This window comes from Salinivibrio sp. MA351 (genome assembly GCF_001996065.1).
Classification (GTDB): domain Bacteria; phylum Pseudomonadota; class Gammaproteobacteria; order Enterobacterales; family Vibrionaceae; genus Salinivibrio; species Salinivibrio costicola.
Genome location: NZ_MUFG01000004.1, coordinates 103,004 through 124,141, shown reverse-complemented (window position 1 = coordinate 124,141; position 21,138 = coordinate 103,004). Strand labels below are relative to the sequence as shown.

The following is a 21,138-nucleotide window of genomic DNA, read 5'->3' as shown; positions in this document are numbered from 1 at the left end:
GCAGGCCTTGGATAATTACAATATTAGCCGCCATATTTCTGGCCAATTTAATGCTGAGTTAGAAGCGATTCGCACTCACGTCCTAGCGATGGGGGGGCTGGTGGAGCGTCAGCTCACCGATGCTCTTCGTGCCATGCACAATCAAGATGAAGAGCTAGCGCGCCATGTGATTCGTGAAGATCACAAAGTCAATGGCATGGAAGTCGCCATTGACGAGGCCTGCACACGGATTATTGCTAAGCGCCAACCGACGGCAAGCGATCTGCGCCTGGTGATGGCAATCATTAAAACCATCACGGATCTAGAGCGTATTGGCGATGTGGCTGATAGCATCGCGAAAATGGCATTGGACAATGCCAGTCATTCTCAGCAACCTTTTTTGGTTTCTCTAGAGGCATTGGGTCAGCGTGCTGCCAAAATGCTGCATGACGTACTGGATGCGTTTGCGCGGATGGATATTGATGCGGCCATGAAAGTCTACCGTAAAGACGATTCTCTCGATCGTGAGTATGAGGGAATTTTGCGTCAGTTGATGACCTATATGATGGAAGATCCTCGTTCTATCCCTAATGTGCTAAAAGTGATGTGGTCAGCGCGTGCGATCGAGCGCGTGGGCGATCGCTGCCAGAATATTTGTGAGTACATCATCTATTTTGTAAAAGGGAAAGATGTTCGTCACATTCAAAAGGAGGAGCTCGAAAAGCTCCTCAAATAGGCGTTTAGTCGTTATCGATCCACTCACTGACCTTATCAGGGACAAAACTTTGGTCATGAAGCGGCATGCGCACATAGCCCTCTTTGCTGATCTCGGGAAGAATAACGTCTGGGTATTCAATCTCTTGATAAGGGATCTGGGTGAGAAGATGCGCGATACAATTAAGTCGCGCATGCTTTTTATTATCAGCCTCCACTACCCACCATGGACTTTCCTTGGTGTCGGTATAAGCAAACATGCGATCTTTCGCCTCACTGTATTGCACCCAGCGGCTGCGTGACTCCAAATCCATGGGACTAAATTTCCAGCGTTTTATTGGCGTGTTTATTCGCTCGGCAAAACGCTTTTCTTGTTCTTCGTCGGAGACGGAAAACCAGTATTTGAGCAAAATAATCCCCGAGCGGATCAGCATTCGCTCAAATTCAGGGCAAGTGCGGAAAAACTCTTCATATTCTTCCTCGGTACAAAACCCCATGACACGTTCTACGCCGGCTCGGTTGTACCAACTGCGGTCGAATAAAACTATCTCTCCGCTCGCTGGAAGGTGTTCGATATAGCGTTGAAAATACCACTGTGTGCGCTCGCGTTCCGTCGGTTTATCTAGTGCAACCACACGGCACACGCGTGGGTTGAGTTTTTCGGTAATCCGTTTTATCACCCCACCTTTACCGGCAGCATCTCGCCCTTCAAAGATCACCACGACTTTCAGCTGTTTGTGTTTTACCCACTCTTGTAATTTGACTAGCTCGGCTTGCAACTCAAGCAATTTTTTTTCGTAGTGTTTTTTACTGATTTTAGGGGGCTTTTTATCCGACAAAGCAGCACTCCTTTTGTGAAAAACATCATTTCAAGTTAGGAAACTCAACGGTGAGATGCAATATCCTTATCTCTAGGACACAAGCTTCTCGACAAAAAGGTTTGGTCAATCACAGTATGATGAGAGCGGCTGGCGTATTGCATTTAACTGAATCGAGCGACTGCCTGCTTTACCGCCCTGACTTGCATGGGATCAGTGATGGGGTAACCGATCTTTTCACCTTCACCCATCGTCGCCATCGCATGAGTGTGGGCGGCGCTTGCTTGTGTGGTACGCGCGGACAGGTGGATATCTCGTGCGCCGGTATGAGCGATGATTTCTGCGGCATTATGCGCTGTGATCCCGGCACCTGGCATGATCCGAAGCGGCGTATGACGGACGTAATCGACCCAGGCTTTTAGTGTTTCTTTGCCTTGCTCGGCATGGTTGGCACCACCTGAGGTCAGAATACGTTCCACGGCAGGTCGCGCGATGAGGGCGTCTAACGCTGCCATTGGCTCGGTGCAATGATCAAACGCCCGATGGAACGTCACCCCCATACCTCGGGCTTCGGCCAGCATGGCATCGAGTAACGTTAAGTCTACTGTCCCATCTGGGCGTAAGGCGCCAATCACCACGCCATGACAGCCAGTTTTGCGGGCAGTGGCAATATCTTTAAGCATCACTTCAGCTTCATCATGGCTATAAACAAAGTCCCCTTCTCGTGGACGTATAATCGCGTAAATAGGCACGCGAGCTTGTTGCATCGCTTGATTCAGGGTGCCCATACTTGGCGTGAGGCCACCGAGCTTGAGTGAAGCACAAAGCTCGATACGGTCTGCGCCCGCTTGCTGAGCAATCGATAAAGATTGGATACTATCAATACATACTTCGACGGTGACGGTCATAGGTGCTCCTTGTTTGAACGGTCTAGCATAACCGTGACCAGAGCAAGCGTCATGAACAAATCAGACAAGGTGTGACATGTAGAGAAACGGGAGGGAAGGAAGGCGTTGAGAGACAATAAAAAAGGGCCCGGTTTAACCGGGCCTCATTATACTGTTACATTGCTTAGTGCGGGCACATTGCTCAGTGCGGGGCACGTAACCTTATTACAGGTCGTCAGTGTGCTCAGACAGATACGCGGCAACACCTTCAGGTGACTCAGCCATACCTGCTTTACCTTCTTCCCACTGTGCAGGACAAACTTCGCCATTTTTCTGGTGGAAGTTCAATGCATCAACCATACGTAGCATCTCGTCAATGTTACGGCCTAGTGGCAGGTCGTTAACGACTTGATGGCGAACAACACCGTCTTCGTCGATCAAGAATGAACCACGGAATGCAACGCCCGCTTCTGGGTGTTCAACATCGTATGCTTTACAAATTTCGTGCTTCACATCAGCAACCAGTGGGTATTTCACTGCGCCGATACCGCCATCATCGATAGCTGTCTTACGCCATGCGTTGTGTGAGAACTGAGAGTCGATAGACACACCGATTACCTCAACACCTTTAGCTTGGAAATCGCTCAGGCGCTTATCGAATGCGATCAGCTCTGATGGGCACACGAAAGTGAAGTCGAGTGGGTAGAAAAAGACAACTGCTTTTTTGCCTTTGGTGAACTCTTTCAGGTTGAAGYTATCAACGATTTCGCCATTACCTAGTACGGCAGCGGCAGTAAAATCTGGTGCTTGACGACCTACGAGTACCATATCTCAGCTCCTATTTAATTGTTGTCCTGATAATCAGGTTCCTATATAAGCGAGACAAACTATAGCTAACTTGTTAGATTGAAAAAAGTGGAATTAATAGATTGTTATAATCGGAAAATACGATTGTTTAAAATATGACGTTATGAACAAATATCCTTCATTAAAGCAGCTACACTATCTGGTTACCCTGTCAGAAACGCGTCACTTTGGTGAGGCGGCGAAATTATGCTTTGTCAGCCAGTCGACACTGAGCGCAGGGATTCAAAATCTAGAAGAGTTGATTGGAGCACAGCTGATTGAGCGTGACAATAAAACCTTAGTCCTCACCGGCATGGGTGAAGAGGTGGTACGCCGAAGCCGGGAGATTCTCGCCCGTAGCCAAGATCTTATGGAGCTAACGCAAGTTAAGTCTGATCCCATGCATGGTAAGGTGCGTTTAGGGTGTATTCCGACCATTGCACCTTTTTTACTATGTGATGTGGTCAAGCAAGTCAATCAACGCTATCCAAATTTAGATTTACTGCTGCGCGAGGATACTACCGCCAATTTACTCACGGCGCTTAAACATGGCGAAATGGACATATTGATCCTTGCACTCCCCATGGATATTGGCACCATGACGCGTCGAATTGTTGGCCGCGATCCCTTTAAAATGGTCATGAGCGGCAAACAAGCAGCACAGCTTACATTGCCCGTTGATTATGAATCCCTCCCCGATGAGTCTGTCTTTTTATTAGAGCGTGAACACTGTCTCACCGACCATGCTGTCTCTGCCTGTCAGATGACTGCCTCGCAGAAGATTAATCCTTTTATGGCGACCAGTTTACATACCTTGGTGCAAATGGTGGCCAACGGCAATGGTGTGACCTTTATACCGCAAATGGCGATTGATCATGGTTTAATTGCTAATTTAGATGTGCATCTAGAAACCCCACCAGGAAAAGCAGCCTATCGTGATATCGGCATGGTATGGCGGCCATCTTCCAGTCGATTAGAGACCTTTAATAATCTCGCTGATCTGGTGACAGGACTGCTTTCCCCAACAGGTAAAGACATATTGACCGAAAATCAGTGATAAATTCTACATTAAAGGTAAAAAATTAGTTTTATATTCTGTTTGAGAGTCATAAAAACCGCGATAGCGACGTTGGATTATTATCACGAAAAAAAGCAGCATGCCTGAGTGCTGCTTTTATTTTTACAGCTAATATTATGATTTTAAATAAAAAAACAACTTTTTTGTTCAGTTGCTAGTGGCTTGTTTTGTAACTTAATTACGTAAGTGGTTACACTTAAGTGACAAAAACATGATCTTGGTAGCAGTGTTACATCATTCTGCTAATCCATTCAAAAAAGCATATTCGAGCTTATGCTCTAAACTATTTAAATGTCTGATTTTAAGTGTTTATTATTGGTTTTTGATTGATAGGTGTGAGGTGTTAGGTTGATTTTTATCCGAGGTTGAGTCAACGTAAGATAACTAGCGTGGCGTTGAGTGAGTGAGATGCCACTTGATGTCCGTAAACAACTTTTGTTGTGATTGGATTACAAATGACAGCCAGGGAGGCGATATGACAGAAGCATGCTCAACCTTACGCGAATCACTGGTAATTAACGAGACCGTTACCCCAGCGCAGGCAGAAATCCTAACCGATGATGCCTTGTGTTTTTTAGCCAGTTTGGCTAATCGATTTGCGGATCGTATACCTGGGCTTCTGGCCACTCGCGAGCAGCGCCAACAGCGTATTGATGCGGGAGAGCTGCCCGATTTCCTTCCTGAGACGCAATCGATTCGCCACGATGATTGGACCATTCGTGGCATCCCCAAAGACTTACAAGATCGACGGCTAGAAATTACTGGCCCAGTGGATCGGAAAATGGTGATCAACGCCCTGAACGCCAATGTGAAAGTGTTTATGGCGGACTTTGAAGACTCGTTCGCACCAGCTTGGCCACAAGTGGTCGAGGGGCAGCGCAACTTGCGCGATGCTATCAACGGCACCATCAGCTACGAACAACCAGAGACAGGAAAGCGTTATCAACTTAACGATGATCCCGCGCGCCTGATCTGTCGGGTTAGGGGCCTTCATCTGACAGAAAAACATGTCATGTGGCAAGGTAAACCGCTACCTGGGGCTTTATTTGATTTCGCGCTCTACTTTTTCCATAACTATCGTCGGTTGCTTGAGACAGGATCCGGTCCTTACTTCTACTTGCCCAAACTACAAGCCTATCAAGAAGCGGCGTGGTGGAGCGATGTGTTTTCATTTGCAGAAGATGAATTTGGGCTAAGCCGAGGCACGATCAAAGCAACCGTATTGATCGAAACCCTACCGGCCGTGTTTGAAATGGATGAGATTTTATATCACTTACGCGATCACATCGTCGCGCTGAACTGCGGTCGCTGGGATTATATTTTCAGTTATATCAAAACACTTCGTAATCATCCTGATCGGGTGCTACCTGACCGTCAGGTGGTCACCATGGACAAACCTTTTCTCAATGCCTACTCGCGACTGTTGGTGAGAACCTGTCATAAGCGCGGTGCATTGGCCATGGGAGGGATGGCGGCATTTATCCCGAGCAAAGACCCAACCGAAAACCAACAAGTGCTCGAGAAAATCGAAAAAGATAAAACGCTAGAGGCAAATAATGGCCATGATGGAACCTGGATTGCCCACCCCGGATTAGCAGACACGGCAAAAGCCATTTTTGATAAAGCGCTCGGCGATAAGCCGAATCAGCTAACGGTTTCTCGTGAGCAAGATGCGCCAATTACCGCGGCGGATTTGCTTGCGCCTTGCGATGGAGAACGCACCGAAGCGGGCATGCGCCACAATATCCGGGTTGCGGTCCAATATATCGAGGCATGGATTTCGGGTAATGGCTGTGTGCCGATTTACGGCTTGATGGAAGATGCGGCGACCGCCGAAATTTCGCGTGCGTCGATCTGGCAATGGATCAAGCATCAAAAGCCGCTCAGCAATGGCAACGTGGTAACCAAAGAGCTATTTACGCAGTACCTCGAAGAAGAAATGGCTGTGCTTGAAAACGAACTGGGCACTGAACGTTTTGCTCAAGGGCGATACCGCCAAGCGGCAACGTTAATGGCCGAGCTGACAACCAGTGATGAGCTAGTTAACTTCTTAACCTTACCAGGGTACGAGTATTTGCCTTAATGGGCATGGAAGCAAAACAACAACATGGAATGAAAGCGAAGGGCTGACAAGGCTCTGCTAACAAAGAGGAATGGAACATGACTTTGACTCGCCAACAACAAATCGCGCAACTGGAAAAGGATTGGGCTGAAAATCCACGCTGGAAAAACGTAAAGCGAACGTACACCGCTGAAGAAGTGGTCAGTATGCGCGGCTCTTTTGTCCCCGAGAATACCATTGCTAAACGCGGCGCAGCTAAGCTGTGGGACCTTGTTAACGGCAGTGCGAAAAAAGGCTATGTTAACTGCTTGGGCGCGTTAACGGGTGGCCAAGCTGTGCAGCAAGCAAAAGCCGGCATTGAAGCTATTTACTTGTCAGGCTGGCAAGTGGCAGCCGACAATAACACAGCGTCCAGTATGTATCCGGACCAGTCACTGTATCCAGTTGACTCAGTCCCCTCGGTTGTTAAACGTATCAACAATGCTTTTCGCCGCGCGGATCAAATACAGTGGTCAAAAGGTGGAACCCCAGAAGAGGGGACTGATTATTTTCTCCCTATTGTTGCCGATGCCGAAGCTGGCTTTGGTGGTGTACTCAACGCCTATGAGTTGATGCGCAATATGATTGAGGCAGGCGCAGCAGGCGTCCACTTTGAAGATCAATTGGCGTCAGTGAAAAAGTGTGGTCACATGGGTGGAAAGGTATTGGTGCCAACCCAAGAAGCCGTGCAAAAGCTGGTTGCAGCGCGTTTGGCGGCGGATGTTGCAGGGACTGACACGCTCGTGATTGCTCGTACCGATGCTAATGCGGCTGATCTGCTTACCTCAGACTGCGACCCTTATGATAAAGACTTTATTGCAGGTGAGCGCACCGCAGAAGGTTTTTATCGCGTGCGTCCAGGGATTGAACAAGCGATTTCCCGTGGTCTCGCTTATGCACCGTATGCTGATTTGATTTGGTGTGAAACCGCGACACCGGATCTGGAAGAAGCACGTCAATTTGCCGAGGCGATTCATGCGCAATATCCGGATCAATTATTGGCATATAACTGCTCGCCATCCTTTAACTGGGAAAAGAACTTGGATGCCGACACCATCGCTCGTTTCCAGCAAGCGCTGTCCGACATGGGTTACAAGTATCAGTTCATCACCTTAGCGGGCATTCACAACATGTGGTACAACATGTTCGATCTTGCCCACGCTTATGCGCAAGGTGAGGGAATGCGCCATTATGTAGAGAAGGTACAGCGACCTGAATTTTCTGCGGCGGAGCGTGGTTACACGTTTGTGGCTCACCAGCAGGAGGTCGGTACTGGCTATTTTGACCAGATGACTAATATTATCCAAGGCGGTCAATCTTCGGTAACCGCACTGACGGGCTCAACGGAAGAAGATCAGTTTTAATTAAAACCGTTATCATGGAAATGAAGCCAGAAAGGGAGTGGATACACTCCCTTTTGTTTATTCACCTTCTTCCATCGGCTCGCTTTCTTCTTGAATTTCGAGCAAGGTCGACGCAATGGCGACAAAGTCACTATCAGTAATGATCCCAACAAGGCGTTGATTTCTAATCACGGGTAAACACCCTATTTTACGCGCTAACATTGATAATGCTGCGGCACGTAACGACGCCTCTGGCGAGACGGTGACAAGTTGCTTATCGGTAAATTGTGCGAGTGGGGTATGGATTTGATGATCGCCATTGGTTGCTCTTCCTAAAGACGATGCCTGGGCTGAAAGCACATCGCGCTGGGTAACGAGCCCAAGCAAGCGTTCATTATCATCGACGATGGGTAAGTGACGGAAGCGTTCCGCGCGCATTAAGCGGTGGGCATCATCAAGCGTATGATCCGGACTCAGTGTATGTGGATGGCGAGTCATCATATCATCAACGGTAAACATGGCACCTCCTTGTTATCAGTGCACAGGATTAATTTAACTGTAGTGCACTTGGCACGGGGTGGACGTGATACACATCAATTATCTGCGCGAGGCTATTATTCGCAAAAGGCTATTATTCGCAAAAGGCAATAATCTGCAAAAGGACATCATCCGCGAAAGTTAATCATCCGCCAAAGTTAATCATCCGCCAAAGGCTTCAAACGTAAATATCGCCATGCTATTAATGCGCACTGAAACGATTGCCTGCTTCGCTCGCTTGATATTCACGGTGGGCTACCTATACTAGCGGCCTGCTTTTTATCTAGGCAAACGTCATGCAATTATCCGATTTTCACTTTGAACTCCCTGATGAGTTGATTGCGCGCTATCCACAGCCGGATCGCAGTGCAAGTCGCTTATTGTCACTTGATGGCACCAGCGGTGAGGTAGCGCATCGTCAGTTTAAAGATATCCTCGAACTGGTTGAACCTGGGGATTTGATGGTGTTCAACAACACACGTGTGATCCCTGCACGCGTGTATGGCCGCAAAGCCTCGGGTGGAAAAATAGAGGTGCTGGTGGAGCGTGTGCTCGACGAACGTCGTTTCCTTGCCCACGTGCGCGCGTCTAAAGCGCCAAAACCCGGTGCTGAATTATTCCTCGGTGATGACGGACAGATCCTGGCAGAAATGGTGGCACGCCATGACGCCCTGTTCGAAATCCAGCTAAACAGCGATAAAGGCGTAGTGGATACACTCAACGACATCGGCCATATGCCGTTGCCGCCGTATATCGACCGTCCTGATGAAGAAAGCGATAAAGAGCGTTATCAAACCGTGTATAACCAAAAACCTGGGGCGGTGGCTGCGCCAACGGCGGGATTACACTTTGATGATGCCATTATGGCAACGCTCAAAGAAAAAGGCGTCAATATTGCCTTTGTTACTTTGCATGTGGGCGCCGGAACATTCCAACCGGTTCGGGTCGACAACATTGAAGAGCACATCATGCATGCCGAGTATGCTGAAGTGCCTCAAGAGGTGGTCGATGCGGTCAATCGAACACGTGCACAAGGTAAACGCGTGATTGCGGTGGGGACCACGTCAGTACGGTCATTGGAAAGTGCAGCACAAGCGGCGAAGCAAAAAGGTGAATCACTGGCGCCATTTTTTAATGACACCCAGATTTTTATCTATCCAGGTTACCAGTGGCAGCTAGTGGATGTGCTTGTCACCAACTTCCACTTGCCGGAATCAACCTTGATCATGCTGGTGAGTTCTTTTGCCGGTTACGAACATACCATGGCCGCTTATCGCGCGGCAGTTGAAGAACGCTATCGCTTTTTCAGCTATGGCGATGCCATGTTTATAACCCGTCAGCAACAACCTGATTAATTAAGTTCACGCGAAGCCTGGCTTCGTGTGATCTAAGCTTGCGGCAGGGTAAACCTTGTTAGCATAAGACACACGCCAGACTGTTTCTCTGGCACTGAGGAGGATTCGTGGAATACGAACTAAAGAAAACCGATGGACGCGCCCGCCGTGGCCGTTTGATTTTTGAGCGCGGCACGGTCGAAACCCCGGCATTTATGCCCGTGGGGACCTATGGCACCGTAAAAGGCATGACCCCTGAAGAAGTGAAAGGCACCGGGGCTGAGATCTTACTCGGTAATACCTTTCACCTATGGTTACGTCCGGGGCAAGAAGTTATGCGACTGCATGGGGATTTGCATGACTTTATGCAGTGGCATGGCCCTATTTTAACCGACTCTGGCGGCTTCCAAGTTTTTAGCTTAGGAGATATCCGTAAAATCACTGAAGAAGGGGTGCATTTTCGTAACCCGGTTAACGGTGATCGGATTTTCATGGATGCGGAAAAATCCATGGAGATCCAATACGACCTTGGCTCAGACATCGTGATGATCTTTGATGAATGTACCCCGTATCCTGCGACGCACGCTGAAGCGAAAAAGTCGATGGAGATGTCACTGCGCTGGGCCAAGCGTAGTCGCAATCATTTTGACAAACTTGGTAACAAAAATGCGCTGTTCGGTATTGTGCAAGGTGGTGTATATGAAGACTTACGCGATGTGTCGGTAGAAGGCCTAACTGAGATTGGCTTTGATGGTTACGCCGTTGGCGGACTTGCCGTCGGTGAGCCAAAAGAAGATATGCATCGCATCTTGGAGCATACCTGCCCGCAGTTGCCGGAAGACAAACCCCGTTATCTAATGGGAGTGGGTAAACCGGAAGACCTCGTGGAAGGGGTGCGTCGTGGCGTTGATATGTTCGATTGCGTGATGCCGACCCGAAATGCCCGAAATGGTCACCTATTTATTACCGGTGGTGTGATCAAGATCCGTAATGCGAAACATAAAAGTGATACCTCGCCTCTGGATCCTGAGTGTGACTGTTACACTTGCCGCCATTATAGCCGTGCCTATCTTTACCACTTAGACCGTTGTAATGAAATCCTCGGTGCGCGACTCAATACTATCCATAACTTGCGTTATTATCAGCGCGTCATGGAAGGTTTGCGTAACGCGATTGACGAAGGTAGATTAGATGCCTTTGTAGCGGATTTCTACGCGCGTCGTGGCAAGGAAGTGCCACCGCTCGATTGATTTCGAATTCAACAACTAAAACGAGGACGTGATTGAATGTTTATCTCACAAGCTCACGCAGCGGCTGAAGCCGGCCCACAAGGTGGCGGTATGCAGCTTTTTATTATGCTTGGTCTCTTTGCGGTTATTTTCTATTTTATGATTTATCGCCCGCAATCTAAGCGTGTTAAAGAGCATAAAAACCTAATGGCATCCATGAGCAAAGGAGACGAAGTACTGACCGGTGGTGGTTTGGTGGGTAAAATCATCCAAATTGCTGAAGACAATGACTTTATTGTTATTGCTCTTAACGACAATAACGAAGTGACCATTAAAAAAGACTTCGTGACGGCAGTACTGCCCAAAGGTACTATCCAGTCTCTCTAATTCTCGCAACCATAAAGGATGCATGCTGTGCTAAACCGTTATCCTTTGTGGAAGTACATCATGTTGCTGGTAATCTTGATTACTGGCATCGTGTATGCGCTTCCCAATTTATACGGTGAAGATCCAGCAGTACAAATTTCCGGGGCGCGTGGCGCCTCGGTAGATATGACTGCGCTGGACTCCATCAAACAAACCCTCGAATCCAACGATCTCTCCTATCAATCTATCGCGCTCGAAGACGGCACTGTCTTAGCCCGCTTTAAAGACACTGAATCGCAAATCAGTGCTCGTGATGCGTTGATGTCTCGCTTCGATAGCAATAACTATGTGGTCGCATTAAACCTGGCGCCAGCGACCCCTTCTTGGTTGGACGCCCTTGGCGCAACACCAATGAAATTGGGACTCGATTTACGTGGCGGGGTACACTTCTTAATGGAAGTGGACATGGACGCTGCGCTAGAAAAGTTGATTACCCAGCAAGAAGACAGCTTTCGTACCGATTTACGTGAAGCGCGCATTCGCTATCGTGGTTTACGTGTCGAAGATAACACGCGCGTAATGGTTAACTTGCGTAACGCAGAAGACACCAATAAAGCGCTCGAGCTACTGTCGAACAATTATCGGGATATGAACTTCTCGATTGATGAAGACGACGGCACCTTAACCGCGGTGTACAAAGAAGAGCGATTAAAAGAAATCCGTAACTACGCGGTGGCGCAAAACATCACTATTTTGCGTAATCGTGTCAATGAGCTCGGGGTCGCAGAGCCTTTGGTCCAACGTCAAGGTGCGAGTCGCATCGTGGTTGAGTTGCCAGGTGTGCAAGATACGGCCCGAGCAAAAGAAATTCTCGGCGCGACCGCGACCTTGGAATTTCGTGAAGTCGACCAAGATGCCGATTTATCTGCAGCGATGGCAGGGCGTGTTCCGCCCGGTAGTGAGCTAATGAGCTCGCGTGACGGGCGTCCTGCAGTATTGAAAAAGCGGGTCATCTTAACCGGTTCACACATCACAGACGCCAGTTCATCACGTGATGAGTACAGTCGCCCACAGGTAAATATCTCGCTCGACAGCGAGGGCGGTGACAAAATGTCTGACTTCAGTAAGCGTAACATTGGCGAGCTGATGGCAACGGTGTTTGCTGAGTACAAAGACAGTGGTGAGCGTGACGAAAATGGCAAAGTGATCTTGGAAAAACACGAAGAAGTGATTAACCAAGCGACCATTCAATCGGCATTAGGCCGTGACTTCCGAATTACCGGGATCGACTCAGCAGCTGAAGCTCACAACCTTGCGTTATTGCTACGTGCCGGTGCGTTGATTGCGCCCATTTCGATTGTTGAAGAACGCACCATAGGTCCATCCATGGGGCAGCAAAACATCAATATGGGTATACAAGCCTGTTTATGGGGCCTCGTTGCAGTCATGCTGTTTACACTGGTGTATTACCGCCGCTTCGGCTTGTTTGCTAACTGTGCTTTGTTCGCGAATATCATCTTGATTATTGGGATTATGTCGCTTATTCCGGGCGCCACCATGACGCTACCGGGCATTGCCGGTATTGTCTTAACCGTGGGGATGGCGGTGGATGCTAACGTGCTTATTTTTGAACGTATTCGAGAAGAGCTGCACGAAGGGCGTAGTCCACAACATGCGATTGATCGGGGTTATTCCAACGCCTTTAGTACCATTGCCGATGCTAACATTACCACGCTGATTACGGCGATTATCTTGTTTGCTGTGGGTACTGGCGCAATTAAAGGCTTCGCGGTGACACTATCGATTGGTATTTTGACCTCCATGTTTACCGCTATCGTGGGAACGCGTGCACTGGTAAATCTTGTGTATGGCGGCAAGCGCGTCGAAAAACTGTCGATTTAAGGGAGCCCAAGCATGTTTCAAATATTTAAACCGGACATGTCGATCAACTTTATGCGTTGGTCTAAAGTGGCCTTCGTGTTCTCGATCTTCATGATTGCGGCCTCTGTGGTCACCTTATCAACCAAATGGTTGAATTGGGGGCTCGATTTTACCGGCGGTACCTTGATTGAAGTCGGTTTTGAACAACCGGCTGATCTTGCCCTAATCCGTGATTCGTTATCCGCTGAAGGCTTTGGCGATGCGGTGGTGCAAAACTTTGGTAGCGCCACGGACGTGATGGTTCGGCTGCGTCCACGTGATGACATGGAAGGTGAAAACCTCGGTAATGAAGTACTGAATGCCATCAAAGCCGGTACCGGTGCTAACGTCGAGATGCGCCGCATCGAGTTTGTCGGCCCCAATGTCGGGGACGAGCTGACCGAAGCGGGTGGCTTGGCAATCATCATTGCATTGGTTTGTATCCTGATCTATGTCTCGTTCCGTTTCGAATGGCGTCTAGCTTCCGGTGCCGTCATGGCGCTGGCTCACGATGTGATTATTACGCTGGGGATTTTCTCTCTGTTCGACGTGGAGGTGGATCTCACTATCGTCGCTGCTTTGCTGACAGTCGTGGGCTACTCGCTTAACGATACCATTGTGGTGTTTGACCGTATTCGTGAGAACTTCCGCAAACTTCGTAAAGGTGAGTCAGACGAAATCATCAATGCGTCTGTTTCACAAACCCTAAGTCGGACAACCATTACTTCAGGCACTACCTTGTTTGTGGTGATTTCGCTCTTTACCTTGGGTGGGTCGATGATCCATGGGTTTGCCATGGCACTGTTGATTGGTATTACCGTCGGGACATACTCATCGATTTATGTCGCTTCGGCGCTGGCCTTGAAACTCGGTATTGCGCGCGAGCACCTCTTGATCCCTGAAGTGGAAAAAGAAGGGGAAGAGTTCGACGCGATGCCTTAATCATGCTTGCCCTGCGCTTAGAGTGGGGCTATGCAGTGACCAAGTGGCGAATTGTTTACAAGGCGTCATCTTCAGGCATAAAATTCAGGCATAAAAAAGCGGCGCTCATTGAGCGCCGCTTTTTATTAATATCTTATCGGTGTCTTTATTTTTTCATCGACTCAGGCGCGTGTTCGCGCACTTTGGCGAGCATACCTTTCACCACACGTGCGCCACCGCTGACAATATTGCCAGAGCGCATATAGTCGGTACCGCCGTTAAAGTCAGTGCAAATGGCACCCGCTTCGCGCGCAATTAACTCACCCGCAGCCAGATCCCAAGGCTTAAGGCCCAGTTCAAAGAAGCCGTCAACACGGCCCGCGGCAACGTAGCAAAGATCGAGCGCTGCCGATCCAGTACGACGGAAGTCAGCACAATCGACAAACAACGCCCCAACAACGGCGATAAAGCCTTCAGCGTGCTGTTTAGCTTTAAACGGGAAGCCGGTCGCTAAGAGGGTGCCGTCAAGCTCTTTGGCGCTGCCAGTACGGATACGCTTGTTATTGAGTTGTGCGCCAGAACCACGTTGAGCGGTAAATAGCTCATTGCGGATAGGATCGTAAACGCAACCAATTTCTGTACGGCCTTTAATGCGCACAGCAATGGAAACGCAGAAATGCGGGAAGTCGTTAATGAAGTTAGTGGTGCCATCCAGTGGGTCGATGATCCATTGATAATCGCTATCTTTGCCTTCCGCCACGCCTGACTCTTCGCCAACGATGGTGTGGTCCGGATATGACTTTTTAATAATATCGATAATGATTTGTTCCGCCGCTTTGTCGACATTAGTGACGAAGTCATTAGTGCCTTTTTGTGCGGTTTCGATGTTGTCTTTGTTTTCTGCAGATTTAGCGATAAAATCGCCAGCCTTCCGTGCAGCACGGACGGCGATGTTTAGCATCGGATGCATACGGTTTTCCCAACGGATGTTAAAGAACGAAAGCGGGGCGGAGTATAACAGAGCCAGAGCAAAAGGAAAGTGGGTATTTTTTAACCGTCAATAAGCGCGTGCTCTCTGCTAAATATGACGCCAGCCGCAGGCTTAGATGAGAAGTATTATCGATTGCACTGTGATAAACTGCGCAGATCTGACAGACCGCTGCCCATCCCATCCAAGATGGACAGAGCAAGAGACGAAAACAACATCATGCTAGATCAAATTCGCGTTGTATTAGTAGGCACGTCCCACTCCGGAAACATTGGCTCAGCCGCCCGAGCGATGAAAGTCATGGGACTGACCAACATGACATTAGTGGCGCCTGGCTGTGAAGTGGACGGTCAAGCCATTGCCTTAGCCGCAGGGGCCAGTGATATTGCCAATAACGCGAGAGTGGTGAATACGCTTGAAGAAGCGGTGGCCGATTGTGGCCTAGTAATAGGTACCAGCGCAAGAAGCCGAACATTAGAATGGCCGATGCTGGATGCGCGAGCGTGCGGCCAAAAAGCCATTCAAGAAGCCGCAACACATCCGGTTGCCATCGTTTTTGGCCGAGAGCGAACTGGCTTAACCAATGAAGAGCTGCAAACATGTCACTATCATGTTTCGATTCCATCCAATCCAGACTACAGCTCTTTGAATTTGGCCATGGCTGTGCAAACGCTGTGTTATGAAATGCGTGTCGCCTGGTTGGACAGTCAAGCCTATCAAGGACCAACCCTTGAACAAGACTATCCGCTGAACCAAGATTTGGCGCGTTTTTATACGCACCTCGAAACGGTTCTTACTAAAACAGGGTTTATCCGTACTCAGCACCCTGGCATGGTCATGACAAAACTACGTCGCTTATTTAATCGCGCGCGCTTAGAGAGTCAGGAGCTCAATATTTTACGAGGCGTGCTGTCTTCGGTGGAAAAGGTGACCAAACAGGCGGCATCGAGCGAGCAAAATACCGATAATCACTCCCCACGTTGATCCTTTCAAATGAGGCGTCGTACACCTTGGTGAAAACTTGACAAAAATACTCAGGTAAATACTTGACCAAAATACTCGGGTATGTAACCATTTTAGCATCTATTCACCACAGGTAGCGTGTTATGAGATTGACTTCGAAAGGCCGTTATGCGGTTACCGCCATGCTCGACGTGGCGCTTCATGCCGAGCAGGGCCCTGTGCCCCTGGCGGACATCTCTGAGCGTCAAGGCATTTCCTTGTCTTATCTTGAGCAACTTTTTTCACGGCTCCGTAAGTCGGGACTGGTCAGCAGTGTTCGTGGTCCAGGCGGTGGTTATCGTCTCGGGATAGCAGCCAACGAGATTGCCGTTGGCGCGGTGATTGCCGCGGTTGACGAATCGGTTGATGCGACAAAATGCCAAGGTAAAGCAGATTGCCAAGGCGGAACCCGTTGTTTGACACACACCTTGTGGCACGACTTAAGTGCCCGTATTAGCGGTTTTCTAAACGACATCACGCTCGGTGAGCTGATGCATGATAACGAAGTGAAGCAAGTAGCAGATCGTCAGGATGCTAAACTGGACGCCTCATTGGCGCCAAGAAACACGTTTAGCTCGAAGGTCAAACAAGATAGCGCCACCATAGGCGTGAACGTTCGCTCCTGATGACCAATGTCGGTGTAATTGGAGAAAAACATGAAATTGCCCATATATTTTGATTATTCAGCCACGTGTCCGGTTGATCCGCGCGTTGCTGAAAAAATGAGTCAGCATCTGACCATGGACGGGGTCTTCGGTAACCCAGCCTCTCGCTCGCACCGTTTTGGTTGGCAAGCAGAAGAAGCCGTTGATACCGCACGCGAAAACATTGCCGACTATTGCAATGCCGATCCGCGTGAGATCGTGTTCACCTCTGGCGCGACGGAATCAGACAACTTAGCCATTAAAGGCATTGCCAATTTCTACTCGAAAAAAGGCAAGCACATCATTACCTGCAAGACCGAGCACAAAGCGGTACTTGATCCATGCCGGCAGCTAGAGCGAGAAGGCTTTGAAGTCACCTACCTCGACCTAGAAGAAAACGGCTTAGTTGATCTGAAAAAGCTAGAAGCGGCGATGCGTGATGACACCATCTTGGTCTCTATCATGCACGTGAATAACGAAATTGGCGTGATTCAGGACATTTCGGCTATCGGCGAATTATGCCGCGAGCGCAAAATTATGTTCCATGTGGATGCTGCACAATCTGTGGGCAAAGTGCCTTTAGATGTGAAAGAAATGAAAATTGATCTGATTTCTTTCAGCGCGCACAAAGCTTACGGACCAAAAGGCATCGGCGCTTTGTATGTTCGCCGTAAGCCACGGGTGCGTATTGAGGCGCAAATGCACGGTGGTGGTCACGAGCGTGGTATGCGCTCAGGCACCTTACCGACCCACCAAATTGTGGGTATGGGTGAAGCCTTCCGTATCGCTAAAGAAGAGCGTGAAAAAGATTTTGAACATGCACTTGCGTTACGTAATCGCTTTTATGACGGCGTCAAAGATTTAGAAGAAGTTTACGTTAATGGTGATTTGGAGCAGCGCGTTCCACACAACTTGAACGTGAGCTTTGCCTTTGTTGAAGGTGAGTCTTTGTTGATGGCGCTAAAAGATCTGGCGGTATCGTCTGGGTCGGCGTGTACATCAGCAAGCCTTGAGCCTTCTTATGTTCTTCGTGCGCTAGGACGCGACGATGAGCTAGCACACAGCTCACTACGTTTTTCATTTGGTCGTTTTACTACTGAAGAAGAAGTGGATTACGCGATTGAAAAAGTCCGTGAGGCCGTGAACAAGCTGCGAGAAATGTCACCACTTTGGGACATGTACAAAGACGGTATTGATTTAAGTACCGTTGAATGGGCGCACCACTAATACGAAAAACGCGCCAACTGGCAACAGTGAGCAATCATATTGAGGAAGCAATTATGGCTTACAGCGAAAAAGTAATTGACCACTACGAAAACCCACGTAACGTTGGCTCGTTTGAAAAAGGCGATCCATCCGTCGGTAACGGCATGGTCGGTGCCCCTGCATGTGGCGACGTCATGAAGCTACAAATCAAGGTGAATGACGAAGGCATCATCGAAGACGCTAAATTTAAAACCTATGGCTGCGGGTCAGCGATCGCATCGAGCTCGTTGGTCACCGAATGGGTAAAAGGCCGTTCGATTGACGATGCCGCTGCAATCAAAAACTCTGAGATTGCGGAAGAGCTTGAGCTGCCACCGGTTAAAGTCCACTGCTCTATCTTAGCGGAAGACGCCATTAAAGCAGCAGTTAGCGACTACAAGAAAAAACACCAGCAGTAAAACGAAGGGGTTGTTGATACTATGGCTATTACCATGACACAAGCGGCATCAGATCGCGTAAGAGCGTTTCTAGACAACCGTGGAAAGGGCATTGGCTTGCGTCTTGGCGTACGGACGTCAGGATGTTCTGGCATGGCCTATGTCATTGAATTTGCTGATGAGCTTCAAGAAGGTGATCAGGTATTCGAATACGATGACGTCAAGGTAATCGTCGATGGCAAGAGCTTGCTCTATCTCGAAGGGACAGAGTTAGATTTTGTCAAAGAAGGCCTAAATGAAGGTTTTCAGTTCAACAACCCTAACGTCAGTAGCGAATGTGGTTGTGGCGAAAGCTTCAACGTGTAATACGTGAGAGAACATGAATCATTTTGAACTCTTCGGGCTACCGTATCAGTTTGAGCTGGACGGTAGCTCGCTTTCTTCAACGTTTCGGGAACTGCAACGCCAGTATCACCCAGATAACGTTGCTAGCCAAGACGATAAAACGCGTCTTCAGGCGGTGCAGAAAGCCTCGCAAATTAACGATGCGTTTCAGACGTTGAAAGATCCCGTTCGACGCGCTGAATATATGCTGACGTTACAAAGCATTGATATAAAAGACGAACAGCAAACGATGCAGGATCCTGAGTTCTTAATGCAGCAAATGACACTGCGTGAAGAACTGGAGTCGATCACTGATAGCCAAGACGATGCTGCGTTATTTGATTTTGGCGCAAAAGCACAAGCGCTTTATGATGCCTTGATCAAAGAGGTTAAGCAGGCACTCGCTGCTTCTCAATGGCAAGAGGCGGCAGTGATTGTGCGCAAGCTTAAGTTTGCAGAGAAGCTTTGCTCCGAAGTGGAGCGCGTCGAAGATCAGCTGATGAGCTGATCGGCACTATTCGCCTGTCAACGCAGTAAAGTTTAAGGATTAGACATGGCACTGTTACAGATTTCAGAGCCCGGTCAAAGTGCCGCGCCGCATGAACACAAGCATGCAGTCGGCATCGATTTGGGTACGACCAACACTTTGGTTGCCACGGTACGAAGCGGTGTCGCAACCACCTTGAACGATGAACACGATCGATCACTGATCCCGTCGGTGGTTCACTATGGTGGTGATGCCATTTCAGTGGGTTATGATGCCCTTCCTCATGTGCAAACGGATAGTGCCAACACCCTGGTATCGGTCAAGCGCATGATGGGGCGCTCTTTGGATGACGTCCAGACACGTTATCCGCAACTTCCTTATCGGTTTTCACAAACTGAAAATGGCCTGCCACAAGTCGAGACACGACGTGGTGCGATCAACCCAGTTCAAGGCTCGTCCGATATTTTGCGGGCGGTACGTGAACGTGCAGAAGTCAGCTTGGGTGATGCGCTTGAAGGCGTGGTGATCACTGTTCCAGCTTATTTTGATGATGCGCAGCGAGCAGGCACCAAAGATGCTGCGACACTCGTGGGCCTGAATGTACTCCGTTTACTCAATGAGCCAACCGCAGCGGCCATTGCTTACGGGCTCGACTCGGGCCAAGAGGGCGTGATTGCTGTGTATGATCTCGGGGGCGGGACCTTCGATATATCGATTCTCCGTCTCTCCCAAGGCGTGTTTGAAGTCATGGCCACCGGGGGCGATTCAGCACTAGGTGGGGATGATTTTGACCACCTGCTCGAGCAATGGATCTGTGAGCAAGCCGGGTTTGAAACCCTCAGTGGTGATGAGCGCCGTACGGTGCTCCACGCAGCGACACAGGCTAAAATCGCATTGTCTTCCTCCGCTAGTACCGACATTGACGTACTCGGTTGGCAAGGTACGCTGACACGTGACACCTTTGATGCCTTGGTCGCCCCTTTGGTTAAAAAGACCTTGATGTCGTGCCGTCGTGCGCTTAAAGACGCCGGCGTCAGTGCCGATGAAATCCTAGAAGTCGTGATGGTCGGCGGGTCAACCCGGGTACCGGCCGTTCGCCATCAAGTCGGCGACTTCTTTGGTCGTGAACCGTTAACCAGTATCGACCCAGATAAAGTGGTCGCGATAGGTGCCGCAACACAAGCGGATATTTTGGTCGGCAATAAGCCTGACTCTGACATGTTGTTGTTGGACGTGATCCCGCTTTCGCTCGGCATTGAAACCATGGGCGGCCTGGTAGAAAAAATCATTCCACGCAATACCACCATTCCTGTGGCGAAAGCCCAAGAGTTCACCACGTTTAAAGACGGTCAAACCGGCATGAAAGTGCACGTGGTACAAGGTGAACGTGAAATGGTGGATGATTGCCGCTCGTTGGCGCGTTTCTCCTTAAAAGGCATTCCACCGATGACCGCGGGGGCAGCCCATGTCCGCGTAACCTACCAAGTGGATGCCGACGGTTTGCTGTCTGTGTCGGCCATGGAAAAGTCGACTGGTGTGGCCTCGTCGATCCAGGTTAAACCGTCTTACGGGCTCAATGATGACGAAATCGCCAACATGATCAAATCATCATTTACCCATGCGGAAGAAGACAAAGATGCCCGCTATTTGGCGGAGCAACGCGTTGAAGCCGATCGGGTGATCGAAGGCCTACTGGTCGCCATGCAACAAGACGGTGACACCTTGCTCGATCATAATGAGCAACAAGCGCTCGTGAACGAAATTGAAACATTGATCGCGCTGCGTAACGGCGATGATGGCGCTGCCATTGAAGCGGGAATCAAAGCACTAGATAAAGCCAGCCAGACCTTTGCGGCACGTCGTATGGACAAATCGATTCGTAATGCGTTGGCCGGTCAATCCATTGATGAGGTGTAA

The 21,138-nt window shown here is 49.2% G+C and carries 21 protein-coding genes; 16 read left to right on the top strand and 5 right to left on the bottom strand.

All coding sequences use genetic code 11. The annotated features are described in order from the left end of the window. Positions 1 to 7: 7 nt before the first annotated feature. On the top strand, positions 8 to 715 hold the full coding sequence (phoU, locus tag BZG78_RS04280) for a phosphate signaling complex protein PhoU (protein ID WP_021022902.1): 708 nt from the start codon (positions 8 to 10) through the stop codon (positions 713 to 715). 4 nt (positions 716 to 719) lie between these two features. Here phoU and ppk2 read toward each other — a convergent pair whose 3' ends face one another. The 3 genes from ppk2 to BZG78_RS04265 all read right to left on the bottom strand — a co-directional run bounded on the left by ppk2 (position 720) and on the right by BZG78_RS04265 (position 3,226). Next, positions 720 to 1,532, bottom strand: coding sequence for a polyphosphate kinase 2 (gene ppk2, locus BZG78_RS04275; RefSeq protein ID WP_077660464.1), 813 nt, complete (start codon positions 1,530 to 1,532; stop codon positions 720 to 722). A gap of 143 nt (positions 1,533 to 1,675) precedes the next feature. Beyond that, positions 1,676 to 2,419: a copper homeostasis protein CutC gene (locus BZG78_RS04270; RefSeq protein ID WP_077460257.1), complete on the bottom strand. Its 744-nt coding sequence runs from the start codon at positions 2,417 to 2,419 to the stop codon at positions 1,676 to 1,678. A 204-nt stretch (positions 2,420 to 2,623) separates the two neighbouring features. Next, the gene (locus BZG78_RS04265; RefSeq protein WP_077660463.1) at positions 2,624 to 3,226 is read right to left on the bottom strand and encodes a peroxiredoxin C; all 603 of its coding nucleotides are present in this window, start codon (positions 3,224 to 3,226) and stop codon (positions 2,624 to 2,626) included. 142 nt (positions 3,227 to 3,368) lie between these two features. Between BZG78_RS04265 and BZG78_RS04260 the strand changes: the two genes are divergently transcribed. The 3 genes from BZG78_RS04260 (at position 3,369) to aceA (ending at position 7,787) form a co-directional block, all read left to right on the top strand. Then, positions 3,369 to 4,301, top strand: a complete 933-nt coding sequence (locus BZG78_RS04260) for a hydrogen peroxide-inducible genes activator (protein ID WP_077660462.1) — start codon at positions 3,369 to 3,371, stop codon at positions 4,299 to 4,301. Positions 4,302 to 4,797: 496 nt separating this feature from the next. Further along, positions 4,798 to 6,405: a malate synthase A gene (aceB, locus tag BZG78_RS04255; RefSeq protein WP_021022907.1), complete on the top strand. Its 1,608-nt coding sequence runs from the start codon at positions 4,798 to 4,800 to the stop codon at positions 6,403 to 6,405. Positions 6,406 to 6,482: 77 nt separating this feature from the next. Next, complete coding sequence (gene aceA / locus BZG78_RS04250; protein WP_021022908.1) at positions 6,483 to 7,787, top strand: isocitrate lyase; 1,305 nt, start codon at positions 6,483 to 6,485, stop codon at positions 7,785 to 7,787. 57 nt (positions 7,788 to 7,844) lie between these two features. On the opposite strand, the gene BZG78_RS04245 is transcribed toward aceA, so the two are convergent. After that, complete coding sequence (locus tag BZG78_RS04245) at positions 7,845 to 8,285, bottom strand: CBS domain-containing protein (protein ID WP_077660461.1); 441 nt, start codon at positions 8,283 to 8,285, stop codon at positions 7,845 to 7,847. 314 nt (positions 8,286 to 8,599) lie between these two features. On the opposite strand from BZG78_RS04245, the gene queA reads away from it, so the two are divergent. From queA to secF, 5 genes are all read left to right on the top strand, one after another. Further along, a complete protein-coding gene (queA, locus tag BZG78_RS04240; RefSeq protein WP_077660460.1) occupies positions 8,600 to 9,658 on the top strand; it encodes a tRNA preQ1(34) S-adenosylmethionine ribosyltransferase-isomerase QueA in 1,059 nt (352 codons plus the stop codon). Positions 9,659 to 9,765: 107 nt separating this feature from the next. Beyond that, complete coding sequence (gene tgt / locus BZG78_RS04235) at positions 9,766 to 10,887, top strand: tRNA guanosine(34) transglycosylase Tgt (RefSeq protein WP_021022911.1); 1,122 nt, start codon at positions 9,766 to 9,768, stop codon at positions 10,885 to 10,887. 36 nt (positions 10,888 to 10,923) lie between these two features. Further along, the gene (gene yajC, locus BZG78_RS04230; protein WP_077660459.1) at positions 10,924 to 11,253 is read left to right on the top strand and encodes a preprotein translocase subunit YajC; all 330 of its coding nucleotides are present in this window, start codon (positions 10,924 to 10,926) and stop codon (positions 11,251 to 11,253) included. Positions 11,254 to 11,280: 27 nt separating this feature from the next. Then, the gene (gene secD / locus BZG78_RS04225; RefSeq protein WP_077660458.1) at positions 11,281 to 13,134 is read left to right on the top strand and encodes a protein translocase subunit SecD; all 1,854 of its coding nucleotides are present in this window, start codon (positions 11,281 to 11,283) and stop codon (positions 13,132 to 13,134) included. 12 nt (positions 13,135 to 13,146) lie between these two features. Further along, positions 13,147 to 14,094 (top strand): protein translocase subunit SecF, encoded by a 948-nt coding sequence (gene secF / locus BZG78_RS04220; RefSeq protein ID WP_077660457.1) that lies wholly within the window; start codon positions 13,147 to 13,149, stop codon positions 14,092 to 14,094. A 145-nt stretch (positions 14,095 to 14,239) separates the two neighbouring features. Here secF and suhB read toward each other — a convergent pair whose 3' ends face one another. After that, positions 14,240 to 15,043 (bottom strand): inositol-1-monophosphatase, encoded by an 804-nt coding sequence (gene suhB / locus BZG78_RS04215; protein WP_077660456.1) that lies wholly within the window; start codon positions 15,041 to 15,043, stop codon positions 14,240 to 14,242. A gap of 237 nt (positions 15,044 to 15,280) precedes the next feature. Between suhB and trmJ the strand changes: the two genes are divergently transcribed. The 7 genes from trmJ to hscA all read left to right on the top strand — a co-directional run bounded on the left by trmJ (position 15,281) and on the right by hscA (position 21,138). Beyond that, positions 15,281 to 16,045, top strand: coding sequence for a tRNA (cytosine(32)/uridine(32)-2'-O)-methyltransferase TrmJ (gene trmJ / locus BZG78_RS04210; protein ID WP_021022916.1), 765 nt, complete (start codon positions 15,281 to 15,283; stop codon positions 16,043 to 16,045). A gap of 122 nt (positions 16,046 to 16,167) precedes the next feature. Next, on the top strand, positions 16,168 to 16,689 hold the full coding sequence (gene iscR, locus BZG78_RS04205) for a Fe-S cluster assembly transcriptional regulator IscR (RefSeq protein ID WP_021022917.1): 522 nt from the start codon (positions 16,168 to 16,170) through the stop codon (positions 16,687 to 16,689). A 30-nt stretch (positions 16,690 to 16,719) separates the two neighbouring features. Then, positions 16,720 to 17,934: an IscS subfamily cysteine desulfurase gene (locus BZG78_RS04200; protein ID WP_021022918.1), complete on the top strand. Its 1,215-nt coding sequence runs from the start codon at positions 16,720 to 16,722 to the stop codon at positions 17,932 to 17,934. Positions 17,935 to 17,987: 53 nt separating this feature from the next. Continuing rightward, complete coding sequence (gene iscU, locus BZG78_RS04195; protein WP_025744586.1) at positions 17,988 to 18,371, top strand: Fe-S cluster assembly scaffold IscU; 384 nt, start codon at positions 17,988 to 17,990, stop codon at positions 18,369 to 18,371. A 21-nt stretch (positions 18,372 to 18,392) separates the two neighbouring features. Continuing rightward, positions 18,393 to 18,716 carry an iron-sulfur cluster assembly protein IscA gene (iscA, locus tag BZG78_RS04190; protein WP_021022920.1) on the top strand — a complete coding sequence of 108 codons (324 nt, stop codon included), beginning with the start codon at positions 18,393 to 18,395 and terminating at the stop codon, positions 18,714 to 18,716. Positions 18,717 to 18,729: 13 nt separating this feature from the next. Beyond that, entirely contained in the window at positions 18,730 to 19,242 is a 513-nt protein-coding gene (hscB, locus tag BZG78_RS04185) for a co-chaperone HscB (protein WP_077460265.1), read from the top strand. 45 nt (positions 19,243 to 19,287) lie between these two features. Then, on the top strand, positions 19,288 to 21,138 hold the full coding sequence (gene hscA, locus BZG78_RS04180) for a Fe-S protein assembly chaperone HscA (RefSeq protein WP_077660455.1): 1,851 nt from the start codon (positions 19,288 to 19,290) through the stop codon (positions 21,136 to 21,138).

Excerpts from the sequence above, each read along its gene's own strand:
- hscB (WP_077460265.1), top strand. The coding sequence starts at position 18,730 with ATGAATCATTTTGAACTCTTCGGGCTACCGTATCAGTTTGAGCTGGAC.
- aceB (WP_021022907.1), top strand. The coding sequence starts at position 4,798 with ATGACAGAAGCATGCTCAACCTTACGCGAATCACTGGTAATTAACGAG.
- aceA (WP_021022908.1), top strand. The coding sequence starts at position 6,483 with ATGACTTTGACTCGCCAACAACAAATCGCGCAACTGGAAAAGGATTGG.
- hscA (WP_077660455.1), top strand. The coding sequence starts at position 19,288 with ATGGCACTGTTACAGATTTCAGAGCCCGGTCAAAGTGCCGCGCCGCAT.
- BZG78_RS04260 (WP_077660462.1), top strand. The coding sequence starts at position 3,369 with ATGAACAAATATCCTTCATTAAAGCAGCTACACTATCTGGTTACCCTG.
- iscU (WP_025744586.1), top strand. The coding sequence starts at position 17,988 with ATGGCTTACAGCGAAAAAGTAATTGACCACTACGAAAACCCACGTAAC.
- trmJ (WP_021022916.1), top strand. The coding sequence starts at position 15,281 with ATGCTAGATCAAATTCGCGTTGTATTAGTAGGCACGTCCCACTCCGGA.
- BZG78_RS04245 (WP_077660461.1), bottom strand. The coding sequence starts at position 8,285 with ATGTTTACCGTTGATGATATGATGACTCGCCATCCACATACACTGAGT.
- suhB (WP_077660456.1), bottom strand. The coding sequence starts at position 15,043 with ATGCATCCGATGCTAAACATCGCCGTCCGTGCTGCACGGAAGGCTGGC.
- BZG78_RS04270 (WP_077460257.1), bottom strand. The coding sequence starts at position 2,419 with ATGACCGTCACCGTCGAAGTATGTATTGATAGTATCCAATCTTTATCG.
- iscR (WP_021022917.1), top strand. The coding sequence starts at position 16,168 with ATGAGATTGACTTCGAAAGGCCGTTATGCGGTTACCGCCATGCTCGAC.
- secF (WP_077660457.1), top strand. The coding sequence starts at position 13,147 with ATGTTTCAAATATTTAAACCGGACATGTCGATCAACTTTATGCGTTGG.
- yajC (WP_077660459.1), top strand. The coding sequence starts at position 10,924 with ATGTTTATCTCACAAGCTCACGCAGCGGCTGAAGCCGGCCCACAAGGT.
- BZG78_RS04200 (WP_021022918.1), top strand. The coding sequence starts at position 16,720 with ATGAAATTGCCCATATATTTTGATTATTCAGCCACGTGTCCGGTTGAT.
- queA (WP_077660460.1), top strand. The coding sequence starts at position 8,600 with ATGCAATTATCCGATTTTCACTTTGAACTCCCTGATGAGTTGATTGCG.
- iscA (WP_021022920.1), top strand. The coding sequence starts at position 18,393 with ATGGCTATTACCATGACACAAGCGGCATCAGATCGCGTAAGAGCGTTT.